Source organism: Burkholderia sp. AU45388, assembly GCF_030481585.1.
GTDB lineage: Bacteria > Pseudomonadota > Gammaproteobacteria > Burkholderiales > Burkholderiaceae > Burkholderia > Burkholderia sola.
On the sequence record NZ_JAUJPV010000012.1, the window covers coordinates 118,752 to 130,777 of the forward strand.

The 12,026-nt window shown below is 69.9% G+C and carries 8 protein-coding genes; 5 read left to right on the forward strand and 3 right to left on the reverse strand.

Annotation, left to right across the window (positions count from 1 at the left end; translation table 11 throughout):
* Positions 1–6: 6 nt before the first annotated feature.
* Positions 7–789: a peptidylprolyl isomerase gene (locus QZM72_RS20110; protein WP_089467659.1), complete on the forward strand. Its 783-nt coding sequence runs from the start codon at positions 7–9 to the stop codon at positions 787–789.
* Positions 790–958: 169 nt separating this feature from the next.
* Here QZM72_RS20110 and QZM72_RS20115 read toward each other — a convergent pair whose 3' ends face one another.
* Together QZM72_RS20115 and purL are read right to left on the reverse strand one after the other, a co-directional pair.
* Complete coding sequence (locus QZM72_RS20115) at positions 959–1,504, reverse strand: GNAT family N-acetyltransferase (protein ID WP_089467976.1); 546 nt, start codon at positions 1,502–1,504, stop codon at positions 959–961.
* An 8-nt stretch (positions 1,505–1,512) separates the two neighbouring features.
* Positions 1,513–5,577, reverse strand: a complete 4,065-nt coding sequence (gene purL, locus QZM72_RS20120) for a phosphoribosylformylglycinamidine synthase (protein WP_301739015.1) — start codon at positions 5,575–5,577, stop codon at positions 1,513–1,515.
* A 329-nt stretch (positions 5,578–5,906) separates the two neighbouring features.
* Here purL and QZM72_RS20125 point away from each other — a divergent pair, with 329 nt between their 5' ends.
* The 3 genes from QZM72_RS20125 to pgi all read left to right on the forward strand — a co-directional run bounded on the left by QZM72_RS20125 (position 5,907) and on the right by pgi (position 10,539).
* Positions 5,907–7,208, forward strand: a complete 1,302-nt coding sequence (locus QZM72_RS20125; protein WP_089467661.1) for an FAD-dependent oxidoreductase — start codon at positions 5,907–5,909, stop codon at positions 7,206–7,208.
* A 52-nt stretch (positions 7,209–7,260) separates the two neighbouring features.
* Positions 7,261–8,805: an NAD(P)H-hydrate dehydratase gene (locus tag QZM72_RS20130; RefSeq protein WP_089467662.1), complete on the forward strand. Its 1,545-nt coding sequence runs from the start codon at positions 7,261–7,263 to the stop codon at positions 8,803–8,805.
* A 111-nt stretch (positions 8,806–8,916) separates the two neighbouring features.
* Positions 8,917–10,539 carry a glucose-6-phosphate isomerase gene (pgi, locus tag QZM72_RS20135; protein WP_089467663.1) on the forward strand — a complete coding sequence of 541 codons (1,623 nt, stop codon included), beginning with the start codon at positions 8,917–8,919 and terminating at the stop codon, positions 10,537–10,539.
* 67 nt (positions 10,540–10,606) lie between these two features.
* Here pgi and QZM72_RS20140 read toward each other — a convergent pair whose 3' ends face one another.
* Complete coding sequence (locus tag QZM72_RS20140; protein ID WP_089467664.1) at positions 10,607–11,320, reverse strand: ABC transporter ATP-binding protein; 714 nt, start codon at positions 11,318–11,320, stop codon at positions 10,607–10,609.
* Here QZM72_RS20140 and QZM72_RS20145 point away from each other — a divergent pair.
* The gene (locus QZM72_RS20145) at positions 11,319–11,987 is read left to right on the forward strand and encodes an arylesterase (protein WP_089467665.1); all 669 of its coding nucleotides are present in this window, start codon (positions 11,319–11,321) and stop codon (positions 11,985–11,987) included. The genes QZM72_RS20140 and QZM72_RS20145 overlap by 2 nt on opposite strands.
* The last annotated feature ends 39 nt before the right edge of the window (positions 11,988–12,026 follow it).

Consider the following 12,026-nt stretch of genomic DNA (forward strand, 5'->3'; position numbering starts at 1 on the left):
TTCCCGATGATCCTGAAATCCCCCCGCCTGTGGGTCGCGGCGGCTGCGTTTGCAGCGGCACCGGCATTTGCCCAGAACATCGCCGTCGTCAACGGCACGCCGATTCCGAAGTCGCGCGCCGACGCGATGGTCGCGCAACTCGTCCAGCAAGGCCAGACCGACGGCCCGCAACTGCAGCAGGCCGTGCGCCAGGAACTCGTGAACCGCGAAATCCTGATGCAGGAAGCGATCCGCGAAGGCATCCCGAACCGTCCGGACGTGAAGGCGCAAGTCGCCGTCGCACAGCAGACCGTCGTGCTGCGCTCGATGATCGAGAGCTTCCTGAAGAAGAACCAGCCGACCGATGCCGAGGTGAAGGCGCGCTACGACGAACTCGTCAAGGGCGCGGGCGGCAACCGCGAATATCACCTGCACCACATCCTCGTCAGCGACGAGCAGCAGGCGAAGGACCTGATCGCGAAGATCAAGGCCGGCGCGAAGTTCGAGGATCTCGCGAAGCAATACTCGAAGGATCCGGGTTCGGGCAAGAACGGCGGCGACCTCGACTGGTCGGACCCGAAGGCGTACGTGCCGGAATTCGCGGCGGCGGCACAGAAGCTGCAGAAAGGCCAGATGACCGACACGCCGGTGAAGACGCAGTTCGGCTGGCACATCATCCGCGTCGACGACATCCGCGACATCGCGCCGCCGCCGTTCGACCAGGTGAAGGCGCAGATCGCGCAGCAGCTCGTGCAGCAGAAGCTGCAGGCGTTCGAGGAAGGTCTGCGCCAGCAGGCGAAGATCCAGTAACGCCCGCGCGCGTCATACGTGCATCGAAAAGCCGCTCTCCGGAGCGGCTTTTTCTTTTGGCGTGCACGAAACAGATGTACCGCGACGCGATGGTGCCAAGCCGACGCGCAATAAAAAACCGCTCCGGAGAGCGGCTTTCCATGCCCGGCGTTACCGGCCGCAGCGTTCGCTACGCGGCGGGATAGAACACGTCGTGATAACGCACGTCGCCCGCCGGCAGCGGAGCCGATTCGTCGAACGACAACGTGAGGAAATACTCGGACGGCACGCCCGGAAACACGATGTCGCCGTGCGGTTCGAACCCGAAACGCGTGTAATACGCGGGCTCGCCGAGCACCACGCAGCCGCGCGCGCCGAGCCGACGCAACGCGTCGAGCCCCGTGCGCACGAGCCCCGCGCCGATGCTCTGCCGCTGGCAATCGGGCCGCACCGCGAGCGGCGCGAGCCCGTACCACTGCTGGCGGCCGGCCGGCTCGCCGCCGATCGAGACCGGCGAGAATGCGACGTGCCCGACGATACGTCCGTCGCGCTCCGCGACGAGCGATACGCTCAGCGCACCGTCGGCGCGCAGCGTGTCGACGATGCGCTGCTCGAACTCGCCGCCCTGCGGCTCGCCCGCGAACGCCGCACGGATCACGCGACCGATCGCGTCGGCTTCGCTCGCACGCGCGTCACGCAGCGTGACGACCTCGACCGGCGCGTTCGGGTCGAACATCGTCCCGATCAGCCGATCCAGCGGCGCGCGTTGCGGAATACGCGCAGCCACGGGCTTGCTTCACCCCAGCCTTCCGGGTGCCAGCTCATCGTGACCGTGCGATGCACGCGCTCCATGTGCGGCATCAGCACCGAGAAGCGGCCGTCGGCCGTCGTGACCGACGTGATGCCGGCCGGCGACCCGTTCGGGTTGAACGGATAGCGCTCGGTCGCCTCGCCGCGGTGGTCGACGTAACGCATCGCGACCGCGACGCGATCGATGTCGCCTTGCTGCGAGAAGTCCGCATAGCCTTCGCCGTGCGCGACCGCGACCGGAATCCGCGAGCCTTCCATCCCCGCGAAGAAGATCGACGGCGACTTCTCCACTTCGACGAACGAGAAGCGCGCCTCGAACTGCTCGGACTTGTTGCGCGTGAACTTCGGCCAGGCTTCCGCGCCCGGGATCATCGACGCGATGCTCGACAGCATCTGGCAGCCGTTGCAGATACCGAGCGCGAACGTATCGGGACGCGCGAAGAACGCCGAGAACATGTCGGCGAGATTCGCGTTGAAGCGGATCGTCTTCGCCCAGCCCTCGCCCGCGCCCAGCACGTCGCCGTACGAGAAACCGCCGCACGCCACCGCACCCGCGAAATCGGCCAGCGATGCGCGGCCCGCGAGCAGGTCGCTCATGTGCACGTCGTGCGCATCGAAGCCTGCGCGATCGAACGCATACGCGGTTTCCAGATGCGAGTTCACGCCCTGCTCGCGCAGGATCGCGACGCGCGGCCGTGCGCCCATCGCGATGAACGGCGCGGCGATGTCGTCGGCCGGATCGAACGTCAGCACCGGCGAGATGCCAGGATCGGCCGCGTCGAGCAGCGCGTCGTATTCGGCATCCGCGCAGGCCGGGTTGTCGCGCAGGCGGGCGATGCGCCAGCTCACTTCGCTCCAGGCGCGATGGAGTTCGGTGCGCGGCGCGTCGAAGATTTTCTTCGCATCGCGGTACACCTCGATCACGTCGCGATCGTTGACCGAACCGATCACGTGCGAGCACGTCGACAGGCCGAACTCGCGCAGCGCGCTCAGCACCGCGTCGCGGTCGGACGCGCGCACCTGCACGACGGCGCCGAGCTCTTCGGAGAACAGCGCGCGCAGCGTGCGGTCGTCGCGACGGCCGCTCGTCTGCTTCGCCCAGTCCTTCGCGTCGCCGTAGTCGGATTCGTGGTTCGGGTCGAGCGTCAGCATGTCGACGTTCAGCGACACGCCCGCATGGCCCGCGAACGCCATTTCGCACACCGTCGCCCACAGGCCGCCGTCCGAGCGGTCGTGGTACGCGAGCAGCTTGTCTTGCGCATTGAGCGACTGGATCGCGTTGAAGAAGCGCTTCAGGTCTTCCGCGTCGTCGACGTCCGGCGTCGTGTCGCCGACCTGCTGCGTGACCTGCGCGAAGATGCTGCCGCCCATGCGGTTCTTGCCGCGGCCGAGATCGATCGCGATCAGCACGGTGTCGCCCGCGTCGGCCACGCGGCGCAGTTGCGGCGTGAGATGACGGCGTACGTCCTCGACCGGCGCGAACGCCGAGATGATCAGCGACACCGGCGACACGACTTCCTTCGCGACGCCCTGCTCGTCCCACTTCGTCTTCATCGACAGGGAGTCCTTGCCGACCGGGATGCCGATCCCGAGCGCCGGGCACAGCTCCATGCCGATCGCCTTGACCGTGTCGAACAGCGCGGCGTCCTCGCCGGCCGTGCCGCACGCGGCCATCCAGTTCGCCGACAGCTTCAGCTTGTCGAGCGACGCGATCGGCGCGCTCGCGATGTTCGTGATCGCTTCGCCGACGGCCATGCGGCCCGATGCCGGCGCGTCGATCACCGCGAGCGGCGTGCGCTCGGCCATCGTCATCGCCTCGCCCTTGAAGCCCGCGTAGTCGAGCGCGGTGATCGCGCAGTCGGCCACCGGCACCTGCCACGGGCCGACCATCTGGTCGCGCACCGACGTGCCGCCGACCGAACGGTCGCCGATCGTGATCAGGAACGACTTGCTGCCGACCGTCGGGTGCTTCAGTACGTCGAGCGCGACGGTCGACAGCGCGATGCCCGTCACGTCGACCGGCGCACGCTCGGCCGCGACGCGCGTGACGTCGCGATGCATGCGCGGCGGCTTGCCGAGCAGCACTTCCATCGGCATGTCGACCGGGTATTCGTCGGCGCCCGTCGCTTCGTCGTCGACGAGCTTCAACTCGCGCTCGTCGGTCGCGACACCGACCACCGCGAACGGGCAGCGCTCGCGCGCACAGATCGCCTCGAAGCGCGGCAGGTCGGCCGGCGCGATCGCCAGCACGTAGCGCTCCTGCGCCTCGTTCGACCAGATTTCGCGCGGCGACAGGCCCGACTCCTCGAGCGCGACCTTGCGCAGTTCGAAGCGCGCGCCCTTGCCCGCGCCGTCGACGATTTCGGGAAATGCGTTCGACAGGCCGCCCGCGCCGACGTCATGGATGCTCAGGATCGGGTTTTCCGCGCCGAGCTGCCAGCAGCCGTTGATCACTTCCTGCGCGCGACGCTCGATTTCGGGGTTGCCGCGCTGCACCGAGTCGAAATCGAGTTCGGCGGTGTTCGCGCCGGTCGCCATCGAGCTCGCGGCGCCGCCGCCCATCCCGATCCGCATGCCGGGGCCGCCGATCTGGATCAGCAGCGAGCCGGCCGGCACGTCGTGCTTGTGCGTGTGCTGATCCGCGATGTTGCCGAGGCCGCCCGCGATCATGATCGGCTTGTGATAGCCGTGCACCGTGCCGCCGACGTTCTGCTCGTACACGCGGAAGTAGCCGCCGAGGTTCGGGCGGCCGAATTCGTTGTTGAACGCCGCGCCGCCCAGCGGGCCGTCGATCATGATCTGCAGCGGCGACGCGATGCGGTCCGGACGGCCGTACGGGCCATGCTGTTCGTTCGGGTTGCGCTCGCTAACCGGCTGTGCGGCGTCGCGCGCGTTTTCCCACGGCTGGCGGGCATTGGGCAGGTCGAGGTTCGACACGGTGAAGCCCGTGAGGCCGGCCTTCGGACGCGCGCCGCGGCCCGTCGCGCCTTCGTCGCGGATCTCGCCGCCCGCGCCGGTCGCGGCACCCGGGAACGGCGAGATCGCCGTCGGGTGGTTGTGCGTCTCGACCTTCATCAGCGTGTGCGTCAATTCGGTGTGACGGCCGTAGCGTTCACCCGGCTCGCCGGCCGCGCCCGTCTTGCGCGGGAACCAGCGCTCGGCTTCGGCGCCGACCATGATCGACGAGTTGTCCGAATACGCGACGATCGTGCCCTGCGGGCTCAGCTTCTCGGTGTTGCGGATCATCGCGAACAGCGACATGTCCTGCGCTTCGCCGTCGATCGTCCACTGCGCGTTGAAGATCTTGTGGCGGCAGTGTTCGCTGTTCGCCTGCGCGAACATCATCAGCTCGACGTCGGTCGGGTTGCGTTCGAGCTTGCGGAACGCGTCGACCAGGTAGTCGATCTCGTCGTCGGCGAGCGCGAGGCCCAGCTCGACGTTCGCGCGCTCCAGCGCGCCGCGGCCGACGCCCAGGACGTCGACGGTCGACAGCGGCTTGGCCGGCAGTTCGTCGAACAGGTGTTTCGCGTCGTCGCGCGCCGCGACCACGCTTTCGGTCATCCGGTCATGCAGCGCGGCCGCGACGGCCGCGCGCGCGTCGTCCGACAGCGCCTTCTTGCCGCCGAGCAGGCCCGATTTCAGCGTGACCGTGAATTCGACGCCGCGCTCGATGCGGCGCACCTGCGTGAGGCCGCAATGCTGCGCGATGTCGGTCGCCTTGCTCGCCCACGGCGAAACCGTGCCGAAGCGCGGCAGCACGACGAAGGTCTCGGTCGCGCCCTTCTCGTCCGCCGGCTGGAACGGCGCGCCGTAGTGCATCAACGCGTCGATGCGCGCGCTGTCGTCCGCCGACAGCGGCTCGGCCGCATTGACGAAGTGCAGGAACTGGCCGCGCACCGCGACGATGTTGGCGTCGATTTGCCTGAGCGTGTCGAGCAGACGGGTTTGACGGAAATCGGAGAGGGCCGAAGCGCCGGGAAAACACGAGAAGTGAGCCATGGGCTGGACTGACGTCGATGAGTCGCGCGAGGTGGCGACGTGGGGCGAAAGGAAGGCCGTAATTATACCCGGAAGTCGGCCGCCCAAGACCGGCCAATCGGTAGTCCGCGCGCACCGCCACGATGCCCGGGCGGGCGGCGCACCGGCCCGCCCGCGGGGCCAGCCTGCGCGGGCCCGCGCGCCGGCCGCCGTGGCGCGGCCGCACGGCCCCTGCTCGGCCGCCGCCGGTTCGCGCACTTTTGGCGCTATCATTCCGGGTTCACCGGGCCCGGGCCCTCAGCGAATTCTCACCGGGCGGCGTGCGCGCCGCCCGTCATCGAAGCAATCCAATGGATGTCATCGTCATCGGCGGCGGAATCAGCGGCGTCGCCACCGCCTACCAGTTGCGCGCGGCCGGCCATCGCGTGTGCGTGGTCGAACGCCACGCGACCGTCGCGCAAGGCGCGACCTACGGCGACGGCGGCGCGCTGCTGCCGAGCCCGCTCGACGTCTGGTTCGGCCCGACTTTCATGCGCGAGCGCCAGCCGCGCGACAGCGGCATCGTCTACAAGCCGGGCTTCAACGGCGGCGTGCGCCGCTTCGTCAAGCAGCTCGGCATGCTGCGCGAGCCCGACGCGTTCGCCGCGCAGTACGCGCGGCTGCGCCCGCTGATCGACGTGTCGCGCGACACGCTCGCCGATATCGAGGCGCGCCTCGAGCTCGAATTCGAGCAGAAGCCCGGTATCCTGCACGTCGTGCGCGATCCGCGCGACTGGGATGCGCTGCAACCCGCGCTCGACCTGCTGCGCACGCTCGACCAGCCGTATCGCACGCTCACCGCGGACGAATGCGTGGCGCTCGAACCGTCGGTGCCGGCCGAGCCCGGCTTTGCCGGCGGCGTGCTGCTCGAAACCGAGCGCACCGGCAACTGCCCGCTGTTCGCGAAACTGGTCAAGCAGACGCTCGACGAGCACGGCGTGCAGTTCCGCTTCGGCGCGGACGTCGCCGCGATCCGCGTCGACAACGGCCGCGTCGCGGTCGAGCTCGCGCCGCCCGGCAACCGGAGCGCGGCGCACGCGCGCGAAGTCGACGTGATGTCCGCCGACGCGATCGTGGTCGCCGCCGGCGCGGGCAGCCTCCCGCTGCTCGATCGACTCGGCTGGCGCCTGCCGCTGCACCCGGTGCGCGTCCATACGCTCACCGCGCCGGTCGCGTACGAAGAACATGCGCCGCATCTGAGCATCGTCGATTCGATCAAGCGGATCTCGATCACGCGCACCCATCAGCGGCTGCGCATCGGCGGGGCCGCCGTGCTGCAGAGCCTCGCCGATACCGCGAAGCCGCTCGCAGAGCCGCTGTCCGAGGCCGCGCTCGCGCTGCTCGGCCAGGCCGTCCACGACTGGGTGCCCGGCGCCGCGAAGATCTCGGCCGCGCTGTCGTGGCAAGGCACGCAACTGCTGTCGCCGGACGGCTTGCCCGTCGTCGGTCCGACCCCGCATCCGCGCGTGTTCGTCAATTTCGGCCATGGCCCGGCCGGCTGGGGCCTCGCGTGCGGGTCTGCTAAAGTGGTGAGCGACTATCTGGGCGGCAACGTCCAGCACTGGCCCGCCGACACGCTTGCCGCGCTGAACGCCGGCCGCTTCACGACCTGACCGCCGCGGGCCCGCCCGTGGCGGCGTCCTTGCCAGCCGCCACGACTCCGCGATGACCGTTACCCGCCCGTTCCCCGATTCCGATCCGATCGCGCTCTTGCGCGTCGCCGACCTGCGCGCCACCGAAGCCGACGCCACCGCCGTGCTGCCGCCGCACACGCTGATGGGCCGCGCCGGCGCGGCCGCCGCGCGCTGGCTGTCCGAACGCGTCGCCGGCGACGACCGCCCCGTCTGGTTCGCGGTCGGCCCCGGCAACAACGGCGGCGACGCGCTCGTGGCCGCCGCGCGGCTCCAGCAGCTCGGCGTCGCGACGCATGCGTGGATGCCGGTGCCGGTCAAGCCGGACGACGCGCAATGGGCGCTCGGTCTCGCACGCACGGCCGGCGTGCCGCTGTCGGCCATCCCGCCCGCGTCGCTGGACGGCTACGCGTGGGTCGTCGACGGGCTGTTCGGCATCGGTCTCGGCCGCGCGCTCGACGGCGTGTTCGCCGAACAGGCCGAACGCATCGCCGCCCATGCGCGCAGCGGCGGCCGCGTGCTCGCGCTCGACGTGCCGAGCGGGCTCGACAGCGACACGGGCCGCATCGTCGACGCGGGCATCGCCGTCGCGGCCACCCACACGCTCACCTTCATCGGCGCGAAACCCGGCCTCTACATGGGCGACGGCCGCGATCTCGCCGGCGAGATCCATGTCGCGTCGCTCGATGTCGCGCCGCCCACCGCACCGGCCATCGTGCTGAATGCGCCCGCGCGATTCGCCGCGGCGCTGCCCGCACGCGCCTTCGCATCGCACAAGGGCACGTACGGCAGCCTGGCGGTGCTCGGCGGCGACACGGGCATGTGCGGCGCACCGATCCTCGCCGCCCGCGCCGCGCTGTTCGCGGGCGCCGGCAAGGTACACGTCGGCTTCCTTGGCGCGGGCACGCCACCGTACGACCCGCCGTTTCCGGAACTGATGCTGCATCCGGCCGACACCGTCGACCTCGGCGCGATGACCGCGATCGCGGCCGGTTGCGGGCTCGGCACGCGTGAGGCCGCGGCGACGCTCGTGCGCGACGTGCTCGCGCTCGACACGGCGGCGCTGCTCGATGCCGACGCGCTGAACCTCGTCGCGACGCACGCGGACCTCGCGGCCGCCGTCGCCGCGCGCGGCGCCCGCGGCCATCCGTGCGTGCTGACGCCGCATCCGCTCGAAGCCGCGCGTCTGCTCGGCGGCGACACGGCCGCCGTGCAACGCGATCGCGTCGCGGCCGCGCAGACGCTCGCCGCACGTTACGCGGCCATCGTCGTGCTGAAAGGCTCGGGCACGGTGATTGCGGCGCCCGACGGCCGCGTGGCGATCAACCCGACCGGCAACGCGGCGCTCGCCACCGGCGGCACCGGCGACGTGCTCGGCGGCCTGATCGGCGCGCTGCTCGCGCAGCGGATCGCGCCGTACGAAGCCGCGCTGGCCGGCGTCTACCTGCACGGCCTCGCGGCCGACACGCTGACCGCGAACGGCGCCGGCCCGGCCGGGCTCACCGCGGGCGAGCTCGCGCCGATGGTGCGCACGCTGATCAATCGCCTTTTTTATCCGTCGCCGCGCGCCGACACGTAACGCCGCTATACTGACTGCCCCGCCGCACGGCGGGCCTTCTCGTCCGCTGGCTTTCCGATCACGATGAGCCGGCGCGGCATTCCTCCCGATTCACGCTTCACTCGAACCGCCATGACGCTGAAATCGCTCCCCGCCTGGACTGCCCTTCAATCCCACTTCGAACAGATCCGCCACGCGCGGCTGCGCGACTGGTTCGCGCCGGAAAACGACCGCGCGCCGACCCGCGCCGAACGCTTCACGATTCCGGGCGGCGGTCTCGCGGCCGATTTCTCGAAGAACCGCATCGACGACGAAACGTTGCGCCTGCTCGTGCAGCTCGCGCGCGAGGCTGGCGTCGAAGCGCGGCGCGACGCGATGTTCGCGGGCGAGGTCGTCAACCCGACCGAAGGCCGCGCGGCGCTGCACACCGCGCTGCGCGCGACCGATCCGCAGGCGCCGTTCCACGCCCAGGTGAGCGCGGAACGCGCGAAGATGGCGACGTTCGCGCGCGCCGTGCGCGGCGGCACGTGGACGGGCTATACGGGCAAGCGCATCCGCCACGTGATCAACATCGGCATCGGCGGGTCGGATCTCGGCCCGAAGATGGTCGTGCATGCGCTGCACCACGTCGCGACGCCCGAAATCTCGACGCACTTCGTGTCGAACGTCGACGGCGCCGATCTCGCGCGCGTGCTCGAACAGGTCGATCCCGAGGAAACGCTCGCGATCATCGTGTCGAAGACGTTTACGACGCTCGAGACGATGACGAACGCACGCTCGCTGCGCGACTGGTTCGTCGCGCGCGGCTGCTCCGAGGACGCGCTCGCGAAGCACTTCGTCGGCGTGTCGGCGAACCCGGCCGAAGTCGTGAAGTTCGGCATCGCCGCCGACAACGTGTTCGAAATGTGGGACTGGGTCGGCGGCCGCTATTCGCTGTGGTCGGCGGTCGGCCTGTCGATCATGATCGCGGTCGGCCCCGAACAGTTCGACGAACTGCTGGCCGGCGCGAACGACATGGACCGCCACTTCCGCGAAGCGCCGCTCGAGCGCAACCTGCCGGTGCTGCTCGGCCTGATCGGCATCTGGTACCGGAATTTCTTCGGCTCGCAGAGCTATCTCGTCGCGCCGTATTCGGAAGCGCTGCACTACCTGCCGTCGTACCTGCAGCAGCTCGAAATGGAGAGCAACGGCAAATCCGCGCGCCTGGACGGCACCTTCGTCGACTACCCGACGTCGGCCGTCACGTGGGGCGAGCCGGGCACCAACGGCCAGCACGCGTTCTTCCAGATGCTGCACCAGGGGCCGACGATCGTGCCGATCGACTTCATCGCGGTGCTGACGCCCGAGCATCCGCTCGCGAGCCACCATCCGAAGCTGCTCGCGAACTGCTTCGCGCAGAGCGAAGCGCTGATGCTCGGCCGCACGCTCGAGGAAGCGCGCAAGGTCGCCGGGCCCGGCAAGGAAGCGCTCGCGCCGCACCTGACGTTCCCCGGCAACCGCCCGACCACGACGCTGCTCGTCGATGCGCTGACGCCGCGCACGCTCGGCGCGCTGATCGCGCTTTACGAGCACAAGGTGCTCGTGCAGGCGACGGTGTGGGACATCAATCCATTCGACCAGTGGGGCGTCGAGCTCGGCAAGATTCTCGGCAAGGTCGTCGAGGCCGACCTGTCGGCCGACTCGGTCGATCCGGCGAAGCACGACTCGTCGACCACCGCGCTGATCGAGCGCGCCCGCGCGGCGCTCAAGCGTTGAATCTCTGACGCGACGGCGTCATGCCGTGTCGACCGCGCGCTCCGCGCTACGCGGCCGGCGCGGACGTTCACGCGTTGCGCGACGCCGCGTGCGGCGCGACGATGCGCCCGGCATCGATGGTGACGGTCGTCGCGCAGCGGCGCGCGAGTTCGGCATCGTGCGTGACGAGCACGAGCGTCGCGCCGTGCGTGCGGTTCAGTGCGAACATCAGGTCGATGACCGCATGGCCGGTTGCCGCGTCGAGGCTGCCGGTCGGCTCGTCGGCGAACAGGATCGCCGGGCGCGTGACGAACGCGCGTGCGAGTGCGACGCGCTGTTGTTCGCCGCCCGACAGCAGCTTCGGGTAATGCGCGGTGCGCTCGCCGAGGCCGACCTGCACGAGCAGCGCCCGGGCGCGGTCGGCCGCGTCGCGCGCGCTGATGCCGCCCTGCAGTTCAAGCGGCAGCATCACGTTTTCGAGCGCGGTCAGGTGCGGCATCAACTGGAACGACTGGAACACGAAACCGACCGCGCCGTTGCGCAGCGCCGCGCGTTCGTCCTCGTCGAGCCGATCGAGCGCGCGGCCGAGCAGGCGAACCGTGCCGCTCGTCGCGCTGTCCAACCCGGCGAGCAGGCCGAGCAGCGTCGATTTGCCCGACCCCGACGCGCCGACGATCGCGAGGCTGCTGCCCGGCTGCACGGCGAGCGTGATGCCGTCGAGGATCGTCAACTCGCCCGTTGCATCGGCAACCCGCTTGCACACGTCATGGACTTCGATGATCGGATCGGTAATCTTGAACATGGACACCACATTTCGCTGGAAAAGACGCGCGGCGGCCGCCGCGCTGCTAGGCACCCTGCTGGCCGTCACCGTGCCCGCACGCGCCGCGACGGCGCCGGCATCGAACACGCCCGTGATCGTCGTGCTCGGCGACAGTCTGTCGGCCGAATACGGCTTGCCGCGCGATACCGGCTGGGTGGCGCTGCTGCGGCAACGGCTCGCGACCGAGCGAATCGATTATAGCGTCGCGAACGCCAGCGTCAGCGGCGACACCACGAGCGGCGGCCGTGCGCGGCTGCCCGCGGTGCTGCAGCGGCTCAAGCCGTCGATCGTCGTCGTCGAGCTCGGTTCGAACGATGCGCTGCGCGGCGTGCCGCTCGCGACAACCGAGCAGAACCTGCGCGACATCATCGCCGGCGCGCGACGTGCGCAGGCGAAAGTCGTACTGGTCGGCATGTACGTGCCGCCCAATTACGGCCCCGACTACACGCAGAAGTTCCATGCGGTCTATACGCGGCTGTCGAAGGATCTCGGCGTGCCGCTCGTGCCGTTCCTGCTCGCCGGCATCGAGAACAAGCCGGACATGTTCCAGGCCGACCAGATGCACCCCGCGCAGCAGGCCCAGGGCGTCCTGCTCGACAATGTATGGCCGGCGCTGAAGCCGCTACTCGGCAAGCCGCACGGCTGACCGCGGCCGCACCGGAAAACGAAAAGCCCCGCTTCGAGC